18 protein-coding genes are annotated in these 17,910 nt (G+C 34.3%); 12 read left to right on the top strand and 6 right to left on the bottom strand.

The genetic code is table 11. The annotated features are described in order from the left end of the window. The first annotated feature begins 18 nt into the window (after window positions 1-18). From KCG49_RS10025 to KCG49_RS10010, 4 genes are read left to right on the top strand one after another with little or no spacing between them, the layout of a single operon-like run. Entirely contained in the window at window positions 19-1,221 is a 1,203-nt protein-coding gene (locus KCG49_RS10025) for a BaiN/RdsA family NAD(P)/FAD-dependent oxidoreductase (RefSeq protein ID WP_218546406.1), read from the top strand. A 41-nt stretch (window positions 1,222-1,262) separates the two neighbouring features. Further along, entirely contained in the window at window positions 1,263-1,514 is a 252-nt protein-coding gene (locus KCG49_RS10020; protein WP_218546262.1) for a hypothetical protein, read from the top strand. Beyond that, window positions 1,498-1,770, top strand: a complete 273-nt coding sequence (locus KCG49_RS10015) for a type II toxin-antitoxin system RelE/ParE family toxin (protein WP_218546260.1) — start codon at window positions 1,498-1,500, stop codon at window positions 1,768-1,770. The genes KCG49_RS10020 and KCG49_RS10015 overlap by 17 nt, the downstream gene beginning before the upstream one ends. Next, window positions 1,771-2,301: a DUF1697 domain-containing protein gene (locus tag KCG49_RS10010; protein ID WP_218546259.1), complete on the top strand. Its 531-nt coding sequence runs from the start codon at window positions 1,771-1,773 to the stop codon at window positions 2,299-2,301. Here the strand turns inward: KCG49_RS10010 and KCG49_RS10005 are convergent, their stop codons facing one another. The 3 genes from KCG49_RS10005 to KCG49_RS09995 all read right to left on the bottom strand — a co-directional run bounded on the left by KCG49_RS10005 (window position 2,302) and on the right by KCG49_RS09995 (window position 4,870). Then, entirely contained in the window at window positions 2,302-3,183 is an 882-nt protein-coding gene (locus KCG49_RS10005) for a glycosyltransferase family 2 protein (RefSeq protein ID WP_218546258.1), read from the bottom strand. It abuts the gene before it with no gap. 97 nt (window positions 3,184-3,280) lie between these two features. Next, window positions 3,281-4,117, bottom strand: a complete 837-nt coding sequence (locus KCG49_RS10000) for a glycosyltransferase family A protein (RefSeq protein ID WP_218546257.1) — start codon at window positions 4,115-4,117, stop codon at window positions 3,281-3,283. Between the two features lie 99 nt (window positions 4,118-4,216). Continuing rightward, the gene (locus KCG49_RS09995; protein ID WP_218546256.1) at window positions 4,217-4,870 is read right to left on the bottom strand and encodes a porin family protein; all 654 of its coding nucleotides are present in this window, start codon (window positions 4,868-4,870) and stop codon (window positions 4,217-4,219) included. A 136-nt stretch (window positions 4,871-5,006) separates the two neighbouring features. Between KCG49_RS09995 and mvaD the strand changes: the two genes are divergently transcribed. The 5 genes from mvaD to KCG49_RS09970 are packed head-to-tail and all read left to right on the top strand — an operon-like array spanning window position 5,007 to window position 9,836. After that, window positions 5,007-6,086 (top strand): diphosphomevalonate decarboxylase, encoded by a 1,080-nt coding sequence (mvaD, locus tag KCG49_RS09990; RefSeq protein WP_218546255.1) that lies wholly within the window; start codon window positions 5,007-5,009, stop codon window positions 6,084-6,086. 35 nt (window positions 6,087-6,121) lie between these two features. Continuing rightward, window positions 6,122-7,051: a mevalonate kinase family protein gene (locus KCG49_RS09985; protein ID WP_218546254.1), complete on the top strand. Its 930-nt coding sequence runs from the start codon at window positions 6,122-6,124 to the stop codon at window positions 7,049-7,051. A gap of 53 nt (window positions 7,052-7,104) precedes the next feature. Then, a complete protein-coding gene (locus tag KCG49_RS09980; RefSeq protein WP_218546253.1) occupies window positions 7,105-8,007 on the top strand; it encodes a geranylgeranylglycerol-phosphate geranylgeranyltransferase in 903 nt (300 codons plus the stop codon). Further along, window positions 8,008-8,955 carry a carbon-nitrogen hydrolase family protein gene (locus KCG49_RS09975; protein ID WP_218546252.1) on the top strand — a complete coding sequence of 316 codons (948 nt, stop codon included), beginning with the start codon at window positions 8,008-8,010 and terminating at the stop codon, window positions 8,953-8,955. It abuts the gene before it with no gap. Between the two features lie 41 nt (window positions 8,956-8,996). Then, the gene (locus KCG49_RS09970; RefSeq protein ID WP_218546250.1) at window positions 8,997-9,836 is read left to right on the top strand and encodes a pseudouridine synthase; all 840 of its coding nucleotides are present in this window, start codon (window positions 8,997-8,999) and stop codon (window positions 9,834-9,836) included. Here KCG49_RS09970 and KCG49_RS09965 read toward each other — a convergent pair. The 3 genes from KCG49_RS09965 to KCG49_RS09955 are packed head-to-tail and all read right to left on the bottom strand — an operon-like array spanning window position 9,799 to window position 11,760. Next, window positions 9,799-10,245: a hypothetical protein gene (locus tag KCG49_RS09965; protein ID WP_218546248.1), complete on the bottom strand. Its 447-nt coding sequence runs from the start codon at window positions 10,243-10,245 to the stop codon at window positions 9,799-9,801. The two genes, KCG49_RS09970 and KCG49_RS09965, sit on opposite strands and share 38 nt — an antisense overlap. A 34-nt stretch (window positions 10,246-10,279) precedes the next feature. Next, on the bottom strand, window positions 10,280-11,293 hold the full coding sequence (locus KCG49_RS09960; protein ID WP_218546247.1) for a transglutaminase domain-containing protein: 1,014 nt from the start codon (window positions 11,291-11,293) through the stop codon (window positions 10,280-10,282). A gap of 38 nt (window positions 11,294-11,331) precedes the next feature. Beyond that, the gene (locus KCG49_RS09955) at window positions 11,332-11,760 is read right to left on the bottom strand and encodes a carboxypeptidase-like regulatory domain-containing protein (protein ID WP_218546246.1); all 429 of its coding nucleotides are present in this window, start codon (window positions 11,758-11,760) and stop codon (window positions 11,332-11,334) included. A 293-nt stretch (window positions 11,761-12,053) separates the two neighbouring features. Here KCG49_RS09955 and KCG49_RS09950 point away from each other — a divergent pair, with 293 nt between their 5' ends. The 3 genes from KCG49_RS09950 (at window position 12,054) to KCG49_RS09940 (ending at window position 17,864) form a co-directional block, all read left to right on the top strand. Beyond that, complete coding sequence (locus tag KCG49_RS09950) at window positions 12,054-12,581, top strand: inorganic diphosphatase (RefSeq protein WP_218546245.1); 528 nt, start codon at window positions 12,054-12,056, stop codon at window positions 12,579-12,581. A gap of 112 nt (window positions 12,582-12,693) precedes the next feature. Next, window positions 12,694-15,039: a sodium-translocating pyrophosphatase gene (locus KCG49_RS09945; RefSeq protein WP_218546244.1), complete on the top strand. Its 2,346-nt coding sequence runs from the start codon at window positions 12,694-12,696 to the stop codon at window positions 15,037-15,039. A 128-nt stretch (window positions 15,040-15,167) separates the two neighbouring features. Further along, on the top strand, window positions 15,168-17,864 hold the full coding sequence (locus tag KCG49_RS09940; protein WP_218546243.1) for a choice-of-anchor I family protein: 2,697 nt from the start codon (window positions 15,168-15,170) through the stop codon (window positions 17,862-17,864). Window positions 17,865-17,910: the final 46 nt, after the last annotated feature.

Below are 17,910 nucleotides of genomic sequence, written 5' to 3'. Positions count from 1 at the left end.
TAAATCTAGGTATTGGACATACATAAAGATATAATAATTATCGGAGGTGGAGCTGCAGGTTTTTTTGCGGCCATCAATATTGCAGAGCGACATCCCAAATTATCAGTAGCTATTTTAGAACGCGGTAAAGAAGGCCTTCAGAAAGTTAAAATTTCAGGAGGAGGACGATGTAATGTAACCCATGCTGAGTTTATACCTTTAGAATTGGTGCAGAATTACCCAAGAGGTGAAAAAGAGTTACTTGGGCCTTTCCATACGTTTATGACAGGAGATACTATTTCTTGGTTTCAGGAACGTGGGGTTGAGTTAAAAATAGAAGAAGATGGCAGGATATTTCCAGTTTCAAATTCTTCACAAACTATTATAGATTGTTTTTTACATGAAGCTAAAAAGCACAATGTAGAGATTTTGTATAATCATTCTGTAAAATCTATTTTTCAAACAGATAATTTTAAAGTTGAAACTTCACAAGGGATTTTTAATTGTAATAAAATAGTTGTCGCCACAGGAAGTAATCCGAAAATTTGGAAATTATTAGAAGACCTAGGGCATACCATTATTCAACCTGTGCCATCTTTGTTTACATTCGATATTAAGGATAACCGTATTGCAGCGATTCCAGGAGTTGTGGCGCAAGATGTGGAAGTTGAGGTTTTGGGAACTAATTTGGTTTCTCAAGGCCCATTGTTGATTACCCATGTAGGGATGAGTGCACCTGCGATTTTAAAATTATCGGCATTTGGAGCCATTGCATTGGCAAAACTGAACTATAACTTTGAAATAGCGATTAATTTTATAAGACAAGATTACGAATTGTGTTTAGATCAACTCAAAGACTTTAAATATCAATTTGCAAAAAAATTAGTCTTTGGTTCTGCTCAGTTCAATTTACCAAAACGTTTATGGAAGCAACTGGTTTTAGCTTCAAATATTAATGAAAATGTGCGTTGGGCAGACATCAATAAGGAGCAGTTAGAAGCTTTGTCAAAACAATTAACTAAAGCTGTTTTTAAAGTAACAGGAAAAAGTACCTTTAAAGAAGAATTTGTTACGGCTGGCGGAGCAGATTTAAAGGAGGTAAACTTTAAGACCTTTGAAAGTAGACGCATCCCAAATCTGTATTTAGCAGGTGAAGTTCTTAATATAGATGCGGTAACAGGCGGATTTAATTTTCAGAATGCTTGGACAGGAGCTTATATTGTATCGCAGTCTATTGTATAGTTGATATAAATTATATATATTAGTTATATAAAATATATATCATGGGTAAAACAAAAAAACTTATAGAGTTAGACGATAAAGCCATTGCAATTTTAGAAAAGCAAGCAAAACTTCAAAAGCGCTCGTTAAAAAATTATATTGAATATACTCTAGAAGATCAGGCATTACGATTTAGTGAACCATCAGAAGAATACAAAAAGATGATGGATGATATGATTGAGCGTGATGAAAAAGGACTTTTAAAAACACATACTTGGGCAGAAGTTCTGAAACAATATGGAAGAAAGTTATGAGTTCTCAGATGAGGCAAGGCTTGAATTGTATAAAGCTGAATGTTACTTTAAATTAATTGATAAGGAGAATGAGTTCCTTGATGATTTAATAAATCAACTCAGATTAATAATTTCTATGCCAAGAGCTTTTCAAGAAAGATACAAAGCGGTTAGAATTATTAAATTCGAATATTTTAATTATACGATTCATTACAAAGTAAGAGATAATAACAGTATTATTATTTATCGAGTTATCAATCAATCTCAAGATTATTGAATGAATACATATATCGCACTTTTAAGGGGAATTAATGTTGGTGGACACAAAAAAGTCCCAATGGCAGAACTAAGAGAATTGCTGACTTCATTTGGTTTAAAAAACGTAAAAACCTATATACAAAGTGGTAATGTGATTTTTCAATCTTTGGGTAATGATAACAAAGCTCTTGAGAAGCAAATCAAACAATCAATTTTAGATCATTTTGGTTTTGATGTTTCTGTTTTAGTTAAAACTAGAGCACAATTAAAAAAAATATTTGATGACTGTCCATTTTCAGAAGAGAAAAAAGTGAATAGCTATTTTGCTGTTCTTACGGAAATTCCAAATGAAGATTTAGTTCTTGAGGCTTGTAAAAAAACCTATGAAAACGAAGAATATAAAATCTTAAATAACTGTCTATATTTCTACTGTGCCAATGGTTATGGCAAGGCCAAGTTTAATCTTAATTTCTTTGAGCGAAAATTAAATGTCAATGCTACATCTAGAAATTATAATACACTAAACAAGCTATTAGGTATGAGTGAATAGTTAATCTTGTAGCTCTACTGTTTTTTTTGGGAAATGTAGCTTTGTAATTTTATCTATATCATTTGTGTCTACTATACCATTATCGGTCCAGATTTTCTTTGTCTTTTTGGTATGATGCCTTATCGCTCTATTCTTTTCAATTGATGCTTCATTTTTATAACCTCTGTCATGGTCTAAATGTAGGCACACAGCAGAATATCTTATCTGCTTAGATTTTATACCTAAGTTCATCAATCGTTCTCCGAGTTCTCTATCCTGACCACCATATTGCATGGTTACATCTAAACCGTTAACGTGGTATATATCAGATTTCCAACCAGAAGAATTATGGCCGTTCCAGCTCGCATTGGTTGGTGTAATAAAGTTTAACAGCTTACTTTTTAGCCCTTTGGAATTCAATTTATTGTTTTTAAAAGACGATTTTAACCCCTTAGACTTTAACCAATTTAAGTCAAAGCAGTTTTGATCAATTATATCTTTCCTAGTAATAAGCTTTGAAATGGACATTGGTAATTTATAGTAACCGCCAGAGAGGAAGTAACCTTTCTCTCTATTGCAGAAATGTGTTTCTACAAAATCAGCTCTTGCTATACAATCACCATCACTCATTAGAATATAATCAGATTTACACTCTAAAAGTGCTTTATTGAGTATTTTGGATTTTTGAAACCCATGATCCTCATGCCATACATGCACAATATCAAAATCAAGATAGGGTCTCATGGACTCAATTAACTTTCTTGTTGCTTCTCTAGATCCATCATCTGCTATTATAACTTCAAATGCCGCAAAGCTCTGAGCGTTGTAGCTCCAAAGTACTTTTTCTAGCCAATCTTCAGCATTATAAGTGCTAATAATTACTGATATGTTTGGTATTTTCATTTGTTTAATTTTTTTGCGATAATCTGTTTTTTTAATCATTTGTTAAGTTGGTTGGCATTGACCATTGTCTGCCAAATGCCCATTAAGAGCCTTCATACTATATCCCATGATTAAAAGAAAGATTAAAATGTTTTGTTATCTGTTCCCACTGCACTCTCTTATAGTCTAACTTATTATTGATTTTTTTTAATGAGATACCTTGGGTAGCTATAATTGGTGTTGGGTCTGGTGCCTTGTTTTCTGCTTGTATGCTTAGATTATTATTAAGCAATGTCATGGTCTTAAACCAAAGATCATCACTTTTGGGAGATAGCTTATTAAAGAGATCAATATTATGAACGTTATCATTTAATACATTGGCTGGATATATAACACCAAAGGCTCCTACAGGCATTAATAATTTTTTGTTGTAGTTTCTATTTTCACCGTTGAGAAATGGCCATTTTAGATAAGGTAAAATATTTCCCTCTTCATTATATGAGATTTCTCGGCACCTGTTGCCTATCACCACATTTGGGTTTTTTAAATGTTCGATATAAAGCAATTTTAAAAACTCTCTGTGATAAATTAAATCATCATCAACAGTAACAATAGCCTTGTTTTTAAATGCTTGCAGACTATGAATAAGTTTGCGATGAGAAAATGTATACTCTGAAAATCTAATTTCAAATGTGTTTCCAGTTAATTTTTGTAGTTTTCTCGGAACTTTATTTTTATAGCTATCGTTAAGCCAAAGCACAATTTTTTCTGGTAAAGTGTCTTGATTCAGTAGACTTCTAATAGTAATGTGAAGTGTTCTAACACGAGACGGAATAGTGGTTAAGGATACAATCACTGGTATCCTCTTTTTATTTTGGTCTTCAAGCTCCTCTAACGATAATAAGCTAAGAGAAATACTTTTCTTAATCGATTTTGGCAACTCTTTTAGTTTCATTTTTTGGCATTTATTTAATTGAACAAGTTAAAAATCAAGTGTTGCTAAAAGTTTTAGGAATAATTATCAAATCTTTAAATTTTTCCAACCAAACATTATTTAAAACATATATCCAATAAATGCATTGATAAGCCCATTTCTAAATTTTGAATGTGATACGAGAAAAAAACCGTCGTCTTCTCTATCCAAATTTTCGGGGTCTGTGATATAAAAATCATAACGCCCACCAAAGAAAATGCCGTTATTAAATCTATATGAAAGACCTGTGGTAAATCTAAAATCAGTCTTTGGTAATTCATCTATAATTACTGGTGATCTAGAATTTGTGTCCTCATCAAAAGTTATTTCAGAAGACAATAAATACCCTATTTGTGGGCCTGCTTCAATGCTAAACCCTTTAGCAAAATAAAACTTCACCAATAATGGAATTTGTATGTAAGATGCTTCATACATTTCATCCTTTTTGGTTGTTTGTGACTTTTCATTTGAATAAATTGCCTCAAGTTGAAATGACAAATGTTTGGTTATCCTCAATTCAGTTAGGGCTCCAAAATGATATGATACTTGAGTTCTACCTCCATCTTTTTGTTCATTTTCAAGACCAGCACTCCCAGATTGAGTTGTAGATATCGTAGGACCTGCTTTAATACCAAAGCTCAGACTGTCAAAAAAGGATGATGATTTGTCATTTTCTTGGGCAATGAGATGAGTGACACAGCAAACACTAATCAATAGAAATAATAATTTTTTCATTACGGTAAAATTTTAGGTTATATGCTTTATCGTATATCGGAAAAAATGCCCATTGTCATCAACATATCCAAAACTTGTAGTTTATAGACGAATATTGTTTTACTAAGTTAGTATCTTTGCCCTAGAATTAATGTAAATGACAAATCAAGATTTTATCCTCAGATCCTATAATTCTAACATAGAAAATGGCCATGTAAAATGGTCATCACCAAGTAATATTGCTTTAATAAAATATTGGGGAAAACGAGAACATCAAATTCCTGAAAATCCTTCAATAAGTTTTACACTTTCAAATTGCAAGACAATTACTGAAGTGACTTACACTAAGAAAGGTGATAAGGATTTTAGTTTCGATGTGTATTTTGAAGGTGAAAAAAATGAAGCGTTTAAACCAAAGATTCAAACCTTTTTTGAGCGCATAGAAAGCTATATGCCTTTTTTAAGAGATTATCACTTTAAGATTGAAACGTCTAACACATTTCCACACAGTTCTGGTATTGCGTCTTCTGCTTCTGGCATGAGCGCATTGGCTTTGTGCTTAATGAGTATTGAGGAGGATTTAGGAATAGATTATGCCGATGATTATTTTAACAAAAAAGCATCTTTTTTAGCACGTTTAGGGTCAGGTAGTGCATGCCGAAGTGTCGAAGGAGAATTAGTGGTTTGGGGACAAAATGAGAGTACAGAAAGCTCAGATTTATATGGTGTAAAGTTTCAAGGAGATGTGCATTCAAACTTTAAAAACTACCAAGACACTATTCTGTTGGTAGATAAAGGAGAGAAGCAAGTGAGCAGCACTGTCGGTCATAAATTAATGTTTGGTCATCCTTTTGCGAAAGAACGTTTTGCACAAGCTCATAGTAATTTGGCAAAGCTTAAGGACATACTGGCTTCTGGAGATTTAAAGGCGTTTATAAAAATTGTTGAAAGTGAAGCTTTAACGCTTCATGCCATGATGATGACGAGTATGCCTTATTTTATTTTGATGAAATCAAATACGCTTCAGATTATAAATGAACTATGGAACTATAGGGCAGAAAACGATTCTAATGTCTGTTTTACATTAGATGCGGGAGCAAATGTTCATGTGTTATATCCTGCCGATGAAAAAGAAGCTGTACTCAATTTTATTAAGAAAGAATTAACTAAATACTGCCAGAATGGGCACTATATATGTGATTATACAGGCTTGGGTGCAAACCAAATAGAAGATTAATACGTATATTTGTAAAGTAATTTGTTCAAATTAAAATGAAAGGACCTCTTTTTTACTCTAAAATTTTACTCTTTGGTGAATACGGAATTATCAAAGATTCTAAAGGGTTATCTATTCCTTACAACTTTTATAACGGAGCATTAAAAGTGGATGAAAATCCATCGGATGAAGCATTAAAATCTAATGAAAGTCTTAAACGTTTTGTAACATATTTAGAAGCTTTGGATAAAGACTTGGTGTCTTTTGATGTTGAAACTCTACGAAACGATGTCAACTCAGGTATGTACTTTGACTCCTCTATTCCCCAAGGATATGGAGTCGGTAGCAGTGGCGCTCTAGTGGCAGCAATTTATGATAAGTATGCATCAAATAAAATTACGGTTTTAGAGAATCTAACACGCGAAAAGCTTTTAAAATTAAAAGCGATTTTTTCTGCAATGGAATCTTTCTTTCACGGCAAGTCTTCTGGCTTAGATCCATTAAATAGCTATTTGAGTCTTCCGATTTTAATCAACTCTAAAGATAATATCGAAGCAACGGGCATCCCTTCACAAAAGACAGAAGGTAAAGGAGCCGTATTTTTATTAGATAGTGGTATTGTTGGAGAAACTGCACCAATGGTGAGCATTTTTATGGAAAGTATGAAGAATGAAGGCTTCCGTAGTATGCTAAAAGACCAATTTATAAAGCATACAGATGCGTGTGTGGATGATTTTCTTAAGGGAGATATTAAGTCGTTGTTCAAAAACACAAAACAACTGTCTAAAGTGGTGTTGAATAACTTTAAACCCATGATACCAAAACAATTTCACGAACTTTGGAAAAAAGGTATTGAGACTAATGACTACTATTTAAAACTTTGCGGTTCTGGTGGTGGAGGCTATATTTTAGGATTTACTGAAAATATTGATAGAGCTAAAGAAGCTTTAAAAGGTCAGAAGTTAGAAGTAGTCTATAATTTTTAATTCTGTCCGTCACCTTGAGCACAGTCTAGAGGTCATATAACTAAATCTAAGTCATGTTATCAAGACGACAGAAACACATTGTTATTAAATTTTTCAGTTTGTTTTCTGTAGTACGTGGCTATAACATTCTTGTTGTTGTCATTGCCCAATACTTGGCATCAATTTACATATTTGCACCAAATAAAACAATTAAGTCAGTACTTTTTGATGTTAATCTATTAATGCTTGTACTGGCATCTTCAGCTACAATCGCTGCGGGCTACATCATTAATAATTTTTACGATTCTGAAAAAGATTTAATCAACAAGCCGAGAAAAACCATGTTAGACCGTTTGGTGAGCCAGAATACCAAGCTGTCTTTTTATTTTGCACTAAATTTTTTGGCGGTTGTCTTTGCAAGCTATGTGTCATTTAAAGCGGTTATTTTCTTTGCGCTTTACATTTTTGCGATTTGGTTTTATTCGCATCGTTTAAAGAAACAACCTATGACGGGTAATATAGTTTCAGCCATATTAACAGTTACTCCATTTTTTGCCATATTTATCTATTATCAAAATTTTGAGCTCGTCATATTTGCACACGCTATCTTTTTGTTTTTATTGGTGTCCATGCGAGAACTCACAAAAGATCTCGAGAATATTAAAGGAGATTTGGCATTAAATTATAGAACAGTTCCTGTAGTGTATGGAGAAAAAGTCTCCAAAGCCATGCTAACCGTATTGGGAGTTTTAACTGTAATTGCAACAATAGCCTTGATTTTATTCTTTAAAATTGGGCATATGTATTATTTCTTTTACTTAAGTGTAATGTTGCTTATTATTTTCCTACTGATACTCTGGAAATCAAACAGGAAAACACATTATTTAATACTTCATAATATTCTTAAGTTTATTATTGTAGCCGGTGTGTTTTCAATTTTATTAATAGATATCTCAGTGGTTTTAAATCGTATATAAATGAACACTACTTTAAAAATTGCAATGGCGCAAATCTCACCAGTTTGGTTAGATAAAGAAGCAACGTTGAAGAAGATAGAAAAAGCAATTAAGGATGCTGCAAAAGATAATTGTGAACTCATTGTTTTTGGTGAAGCTTTACTGCCTGGTTATCCTTTTTGGCTGGCTTTAACAGGTGGTGCGGAGTGGAATACAGATGTAAACAAAAAATTGCACGCGCATTATGTCAATAACTCTATATGTATTGAAAAAGGCGAATTAGATGGTGTTTGTCAACTGGCAAAAGAAAACGAAATGGCTATTTACCTTGGTATTATAGAGCGCCCAACAGATAGGGGAGGACATAGTATCTATGCGTCTTTAGTTTATATAAATGAATTTGGGGAGATTAAGTCTGTACATAGAAAACTGCAGCCCACATACGACGAACGTTTAACTTGGGCACCAGGAGATGGGAATGGACTAAAGGTGCATCCTCTAAAAGGATTTACCGTCGGAGGACTAAACTGTTGGGAGAATTGGATGCCATTACCAAGAACAGCTTTATATGGTCAAGGAGAGAATTTACATATAGCGGTTTGGCCTGGAAGCGATCATAATACAAAAGATATAACACGATTCATAGCAAGAGAATCACGTTCGTACGTGGTTTCGGTATCGAGTCTGATGTTTAAAACAGATTTCCCTAAAAACACCCCGCATTTAGGTGAGATTCTTAAGAATGCACCAAATACTTTAGCCAATGGAGGAAGTTGCATTGCAGGACCTGACGGGGAATGGATTGTAGAACCTGTGATTAATAAAGAAGCCTTAATCATTCAATCTATTGATTTTAACCGTGTATTGGAAGAACGCCAAAACTTTGACCCAGTTGGTCATTACTCAAGACCAGATGTCACAAAACTTACCGTAAATACAGAAAGGCAAACTACTGTAGAAATTAAATAGTTAATGTTAACTATTGTTATACCTTTGCAAAAAATTTGAATATGAGCAGAAATCAAGATAGCAGAGGAAAAGGAAAAACTTCAGGTAAGGGAAATGCTAAAGGTAAATCCAAAGGATTCTCCAGAGGAAATGCTCCTTTTAAAAAGAAATCACAGCCTAAGAAGACTTCTAATCCAGATGAAATTCGTTTAAATAAATATGTCGCTAATTCGGGTATGTGTTCGCGCCGTGAAGCTGATGAAAACATTGCCATAGGCTTAGTTTCCGTTAACGGTAAAGTCGTAACAGAAATGGGCTATAAAGTAAAACGTACCGATGAGGTTCGTTTCGATGGTCAGCGTATTACACCAGAAGCAAAGGTATATGTGTTATTAAATAAACCAAAAGGATTTGCCACTACTACTGCAGAAGGAAAAGGTAGAACAGTTATGGATTTAGTGGCGAATGCAACCAATGTCAACATAAAACCTATCGGACGACTTGGTAGAAATTCTTTGGGCTTGTTATTGTTTACTAATGATGATAAAGTGGTACAGAAATTTACCAATTCTAAAAATGGTGTAGCACGTTTGTTTCAAGTAGAATTAGATAAGAACTTAAAGTTTGAGGACTTAAAAAAAATTCAAGAAGGCTTTAAAGTTGAAGGTAAGCTCATTACAGTTGAAGAGATAAGTTATATTGAAGGAGAGTCTAAGAATAAAGTAGGTATAAAAATTAAAAATACAGGTAATACCATTTTACGTACCATTTTTGATGCCTTCAAGTACGACTTAGTAAAAATCGATTGTGTTGCAATAGGTCACTTAACCAAAAAAGATATTCCTAGAGGTCACTGGAAGCATCTTACAGAGCAAGAAGTGAATACTTTAAAAATGCTTTAAATCTAGTTTTATCCTTTATATTTTGGATGAGTAAAAGGTTTTTTTCCAAAAGTTGAATTTTGAATGATTTTATCAAATAGTCTTTACTGTTGTAAATCATCACTTTACCATTTTCCTTATTAAAAACCCACTTACCACGTTTCATTTTGTGAATGTCTGATACACCTATGGTTAAATAATAACAAGTATGGTTACTTTCTAGTACCATTTTATATCTAAATCTTTTGCCTTTTTTTTCAAACATAGATTGATAATCACAGGGTCTGTATACTGTAGCATTTTTGTAGAACTTGTTTTCTTCAGAGTAGATTTTCCAACAGCCAATTAATTCAGATGCTTTAATTTTTGATTGGGAAGTTATTATAGTAGGTGAAATACATAAAACTAGAAGTAATAATATTCTTTTCATAATTGGTGGGAATCAAATATTAAGCCAAAGACTTTTAGTTATTTACTTCTACAGTATAAGTAGAAATTAAATCATTATCTATATAAAAGTGAAGATCGTAAAATCCCGATGTATCAAATTGCTGTTCAATATTTAGTAAATTTTCTTTAAATCTAATAGAAGTAGGTTTTACTTTTCGTTGATTTGAGCCACTATCTATTACAAAACGAATTTTAGATTTATCCAAAGGTTCTTTGAGCTGATATTTAAATATAACTTTTTCTGATACTTTGATGTTTTTATGCATTTGTTTTGGTGCAACATGAAGCTCAAGTTTTCTATACGCATTTCCGTAAATTACTGGTGCGTTAAGAAACTCTTCAAAAGTTGGTATATCACCTTTTAAAAGCCACCACTTGGCCTCTATCGGAAAGTGATTAATTGCAAATAATTTTGGATTTGCCAAGAAAAATCCATCATTGTAATTAAACGTAAATCGATTGGTTTCTGGGTGTGGTATACCACTTGCCCAAGTTGGGTCACAGAGATACCATTTTTCATTAAGTTTTACAGCATTCCAAGAGTGGTTGGGTAATGTTAGGTTTTCAGTATCTGTAGTGCTCACTCTGTCATAACCTTGTACAACTTCACACTTTAAATCAGAGAATTCTGCTAATACTTTTATGAGATAAGCATAACCTGTACAAATGGTTTGTTTTTTCCTTAGTAGTTTGTTGAATAATTTTTTTCTAAAATCAGTATTCCAGTTCTTAAACTTTATGCTGTCATCCTTAAATCGTTCCCTCTTGTATTTGTTTTTTAGATACAAGCTGTAGTCATTTTTGATATTTGCACAAACCCATCTATAAATTGCCCTAAAGCGTTCAACGTCAGTATTTAAATGAGATGTAAGCTTTAATGAGAGTTCGGGTAAATTTATCAAACCTTCATTAGGATAAGACAATGCTATGCTATCTGCTTTTTTAAAATCGATATGATTAAAATCCGATATTTGAGCAAAACTTACATTTATCCAAAAGAAAAGAAGACTAATTAATAATGGTTTCAAATCCGAAGAATTACGCTTAAGACAATCAATACGTTTAGTTAATTTTTTCGTTTAGACTTGTATGGCTTACCCGTGTCTAAAGTACCAATGATCTCGATTAAGTCATCGGTTAATACAATATCAATAAAAGTTGTATCATCCTCAATTTTAACTCTTTGTGTTTCGTAACCTAAATAAGTAATCAATAAAATATCACCCGTATTTAGTTTCACAGGAAATGTAAACTCGCCTTTCTCATTGGTAACAGTGCCATTTCTAGTACCTTTTTGAATGATGTTAACATCTTTAAGCGGTCCTTTCTCATCGCTTATTACCCCTTTAACTGTACGTTCACCAGAGGCGGTTTCAGTTGTTGTTACTTCGGATTGGCCGTAAGCTGGATTAAATGCCAGTAAAGCCATAATTAAAAATCCTATAAATCCTAAAACTTTAAACGATTGTTTTTGAGTAAATACATGTACTTTCATAATAGTTGTGTTTTGTTTATGTCAAAACTAGCGGTTAATGCTAAAGGTATAAAATTGGTTTTAGTTATACCAATAGATGAATGCGTAAAGTACTGTTTTTAGTTAGGGAAGCGTTTTATGATTTTTTCCGATTAATGAAAATAGGACGATAAGATAGTAATTAAGAGAGAAGGGAAAGATCAAAAAACTCAATTACTATTTAGTTGGTGAAACTTAAACACTTACTTATCTTTACAGCCTTTTTAGAGTATAATGTAATAGTCTCCCGTTTTATGGGATTAAAAAAAAATTCAATGACAAGTACAGGAAAATTAACCTTCGATGTGTTAATAGAAATCCCTAAAGGAAGCCGTAATAAATACGAATACGACTTTGAATTGAATAAAATTCGCTTTGATCGTATGTTATTTTCTTCAATGATGTATCCAGGTGATTATGGTTTTATACCAGAAACTTTAGCTCTAGATGGTGATCCGCTCGATGTCCTTATACTAACGGCAGAACCCACCTTTCCTATGTGTGTAATGGAAGTTAAACCGATTGGGGTGTTTCACATGGCTGACGAAAAAGGTCCGGATGAAAAGCTTATCTGTGTTCCGGTCTCTGACCCTATTTGGAATAAGAGAAATGATGTTTTTGATCTTAATCCTCATAGATTGAAGGAAATTGAACATTTTTTTCAGGTATATAAGGATTTGGAAAAAAAGAAAGTAGATGTCGGGGGTTGGGGAGACGCAGCTGAAGCTGTGAGAATATTTGACAAATGTATTGATAGATATAATAATAGCGAACACAAAATTAATGGTGATTTTACCATCTGATTGATGTAATAACATAACAATTACAAAACCCTTTGGCAATACTCGACAAAGGGTTTTTCTATTCGCATTCATTTTACTACTTTTGCCCAGCTAAAAACAAATCAAATTTAAAATGGAACAATACATTCTCTATGTGCCAGCAATCTTGGCAATCATTGGTCTAATCTTTATGGGGGCAAAATATGCTTGGGTTAAAAAACAAGATTCAGGTAACGAGCGTATGCAAGAGCTTTCTGCAAGTATTAAAGAAGGTGCTTTGGCATTTTTAAGTGCAGAGTACCGCTTACTTCTTGTATTCGTTGTCATTGCTAGTGCATTATTAGGCGTGGTGGCTTATTTAGTACCATCAACGGAATATATTATTATTCTAGCATTTATTGTAGGTGCTATTTTCAGTGCACTTGCAGGTAATATTGGGATGCGTATTGCAACTGATGCCAACGCACGTACAACACAAGCTGCAAGAACTAGCTTACCAAAAGCATTAAAGGTTTCTTTTGGTGGTGGTACAGTAATGGGAATGGGTGTAGCGAGTTTAGCTGTATTAGGTTTAAGTATCTTCTTCATACTTTTCCTTAATATGTACATGACTGGTGAAGGTTCTTTTTATGATAATATGACTGTAGTTTTAGAAGCCTTAGCTGGTTTCTCATTAGGGGCTGAATCTATTGCGTTATTTGCACGTGTAGGTGGAGGTATTTATACGAAAGCTGCCGATGTTGGTGCTGATTTGGTAGGTAAGGTTGAAGCTGGTATTCCTGAAGATGATCCTCGTAACCCAGCTACTATTGCGGATAACGTAGGTGACAATGTTGGTGATGTTGCAGGTATGGGAGCTGACCTATTCGGATCGTATGTAGCAACGGTATTAGCTTCTATGGTATTAGGTAATTATGTATTGCGTGATATGAGAGCTGCAGGTACTGTCACAGAAGCTTTTGACGGGATGGGTCCAATTCTTTTACCATTGGTGATTGCAGGTGTTGGAATCATTGCTTCTATATTGGGCACATTCTTAGTAGGTATTAAAAATAATGAGGCTAAAGAACCACAGGTTCAGAAAGCTTTAGATATGGGTAACTGGGGTGCTATTTTAATTACATTAATAGCGAGTTGGTTCTTAATTGATTGGATGTTACCTTCAGAAATGTCAATGAATTTCTTTGGTGAAGGTGCGAAACTTATTCCTTCAATAAATGTATTTTGGAGTGCTGTAATCGGTTTAGCCGTAGGTGGATTGATTTCTTGGGTAACTGCTTATTATACAAGTTTAGGAAAAGCACCAGTAAATGATATTGTTGAGAATTCTGGAACAGGCGCAGCAACTAATATCATTGCAGGTTTAGCTGTTGGTATGAAGAGTACTGCAGCATCTGTATTACTATTTGCAGCAGCCATTTATGGTTCTTATGAATTAGCAGGATTTTACGGTGTAGCATTAGCGGCTTCAGCAATGATGGCAACTACAGCGATGCAATTAGCAATTGATGCTTTTGGCCCTATCGCAGATAACGCTGGTGGTATAGCTGAAATGGCAGAATTGCCAAATGAAGTTCGTGAGCGTACGGATATATTAGATTCAGTAGGTAATACCACTGCAGCTGTCGGTAAAGGATTTGCAATTGCTTCTGCTGCGTTAACCGCATTAGCTCTATTTGCAGCCTTCGTAACGTTTACAGGAATTGATGGTATTAATATCTTTAAAGCTGATGTTTTAGCAATGTTATTTGTTGGAGGAATGATTCCAGTTGTATTTTCTGCATTAGCAATGAAATCCGTTGGTAAGGCTGCGATGGAAATGGTGAAAGAAGTACGTCGTCAGTTCCGTGAAATTCCAGGAATTATGGAAGGTACAGGTAAACCAGAATATGATAAATGTGTTGAAATCTCAACTAAAGCATCCTTAAAAGAAATGTTATTACCTGGTTTAATAACAATTGTTACTCCTATTATTATTGGATTAGTATTTGGTGCTGAACCATTAGGTGGTTATATGGCAGGTGTTTGTGTAAGTGGTGTAATGTGGGCGATTTTCCAAAACAATGCAGGTGGTGCTTGGGATAACGCTAAAAAGTCTTTTGAAGCTGGTGCTATGGTAAACGGTAAGATAGAAAAGAAAGGTTCAGATGCTCATAAAGCTGCCGTTACAGGTGATACCGTTGGTGATCCATTTAAAGATACTTCTGGGCCTTCTATGAACATCTTAATTAAGTTGACGTGTTTGGTTGGTTTAGTGATTGCACCTATCTTAGGTGGTCATGGTACAGAAGAAGGTTATGCGGTGATAAATGAAGCTGAAGTAGAACATTCAATTTCAGTTGTAACGGAAGAAAATAATAAGAGCACAGCTAATTCAGAAAAAGCTGTGGCAACTATTACAGAAGTTGGAAATGTAGAAACTGTTATAACTGAAAAGAAGTCTAGTGCTCACGAAAAAACACAAAAAGAGAAAGAATAATTATAAAGTATTGACTGATAAAAAACCACGCTATTTGGCGTGGTTTTTTGTTTTACAATATGTTAACTTAGACCTAACAAAGGTGATATGTTTTGATATTAGTTTTATGGAAATAAAATTAATCCAACATGAAAAAAACTATTTTACTCTTAACTTTATTACTTCAAACTATCGGTTTTGCACAAGTTAATCTGCAAATTACCGAAATGTTTCCTGGTCAGGACGGTACAGATTTAACCGAGGACTGGTTCGAAATTTATAATTCAGGCACTGTAGCTTGGGTTTCTGGTGTTAACGAAGATTTATACTATGACGATGAGTCGGCAGATGCAGCTGATGCCGATGTAATTTTGGGTATTACGGATATTCAACCTGGTGAGACTGTAATCGTTTTAATTTCTGATAATGCATCTGGGGAGGTAGATACATTCTCTAATATTTGGGGAGCTGTTGTGGATCTCACAGGAATTGAAATTGGTTTTACAGACGGAGCTGGACTTGGTGGAAGTGGCGACAGTGTAACCCTTTGGTTAGGGGATCCAAATATGTCATCGCCTTTTGAAACTGCTTCTTATCCAGATACAGCAGCTAATGACGGACAGTCTTACGATGTCAGTCTTACAGCTTTTAGTACAGTTGGTAATGCCAATAATGCGGTTGCAACAGATGCTTTAGGTGGAGCTATGAATGATGTTCCGAATATCGGTTCTCCAGGTAATGTACTACCATCAACACTTCCTGAGGTAGAATTTACTGCAGTTTATGATTCAGTAATGGAAAACGATACTAGTATCACTTTGACTGTTTCAATTTCAGAAGCTCCTACATCAGACGTTACCGTTGATGTTGTTTTAGTTGCTGGAGGTACGGCATCAGAAGGAGTTGATTTTACATTTCCAACTGTACAAGCATTAACATTTTTATCAGGCAGTACAGATGATCAAACATTGAGTATCCCGATCTTAGATAACGGTGCGGATGGTAGTGATTTGTATTTTATGGTTATGTTAGAAAATGCTATTGGTGCATCTATTGGAAGCGAGGCTGCTTTTTCTGTCTATATATTAGACGATGATACCATAGTGCCGACAGAAAATACTTCTGCTTTAGATGTAAATTTTTTGTCAGATTATTTGGTGGATGTGAGCGGTACTGCTGAAATCACCACTTACGATGCAGCATCGCAGCGTTTATTTGTAACAAATGATGAAAGTATCGAAGTTTTGGATTTTTCGGATCCGAGTAGTATTTCACCCATAGCAACTATTGGTCTACCTGCAAATACAGATGGAGTTCAAAGTGTTGCTGTCAGTGATGGTTTATTAGCGGTAGCAATTGCAGCAGACCCTTCTACGGATCCAGGTTTTGTAATGTTTTCAGATATTGACGGCAATAACCAAGTAATAGTAACAGTAGGAGCTTTGCCAGATATGATAACATTTACCCCAGATGGTACAAAGTTAGTTTCTGCTAATGAAGGAGAACCTAACGGTGACTATACCATAGATCCAGAAGGCAGTATTTCTGTTATTGATGTTACAGGCGGTTTAGCAGGTATAGATCAAAGTGATGTTATCAATATAAGCTTTAACGCTTTTGATTCTCAAGAAACTACTTTATTGGCAGAAGGTGTTCGTATTTTTGGGCCAGGCGCAACTGTTTCAGAAGATTTGGAGCCAGAGTACATAGCTGTATCCGATGATAGCCAAATAGCTTATGTTGCATTACAGGAAAATAATGCTATGGCCATTGTGGATTTATCAACAAATATGGTTACAGATGTTGTTGCCTTTGGCTTAAAAGACCACAGCCAAATAGAGAATAGTTTGGATACAAGTGATGAAACTGATTTTATCTTTGATGCCACATGGCCAATATATGGAATGTATATGCCAGATGGTATTGATTATTTTAACATTGGTGGTCAATCTTATATCATAACTGCTAATGAAGGTGATGCCCGTGATTATAATGGTTATGCTGAGGAACGTAAACTAGGAGACAGTGATTACGTTTTAGACCCGTCGGTGTTTGGGGATGCCGATATTTTAGCTTTGGAAACCAATTTGGGGGATATTAACGTAACTATCGCTTCTGGTAATACAGATACTGATCCAGAATTTGAAGAGATTCATGTTTATGGTGGTAGATCATTCAGTATTTTCGAGGCTGATACTGGTAATTTAGTCTCAGATAGTGGTAATGATTTTGAAGTGATAACTGCGGCAGATGCTACTTATGGTGCAATCTTTAATGCAAGCAATAGCAACAATAGTTTCAAGAATAGAAGTGATAATAAAGGTCCTGAGCCTGAAGCGGTAATAGTAGAAGAAATAGATGGCTCATATTATGCGTTTGTACTTCTAGAACGTATTGGTGGCGTAATGATATATGATGTCACCATCCCATCTGCACCTGTATTTATTCAGTATCTTAACAATCGTGGCTCAGTTGCTGGAGATCCTGAGAGTGGAGACCTTGGGCCAGAAGGTATTGTTTTTGTAAGTGAAGACGATAGTCCTACAGGAACAGCCCTTATTATAGTTTCTAATGAAGTCAGTGCTACATTGACTATCTATTCACTAGATAATGTGTCTTTAAGTCTTAATGAATATAACTTAAATGACAATTTTAGTATGTTTCCAAACCCAGCTACGCATCAAGTAAATTTTAGTAAAGTAGATGATTACCAAATTTATGACATGTCGGGAAGACTTATAAAACAAGTCGCTGATTCAAAATCTCTTAATCTAGAAGATTTGACTTCAGGATTATATATAATTAATAATTCTAAAGGTCTTTCTAAAAAGCTTTTAATCAAATAATTATTAAATTTAGTTTTTATGAGCCTCGTTTTTAACGAGGCTTTCT

This window comes from Winogradskyella luteola (assembly GCF_019203985.1).
Classification (GTDB): Bacteria; Bacteroidota; Bacteroidia; order Flavobacteriales; family Flavobacteriaceae; genus Winogradskyella; species Winogradskyella luteola.
Note: the sequence above shows the minus strand (reverse complement) of the source record. Positions and strands in the feature narration are given on the sequence as shown.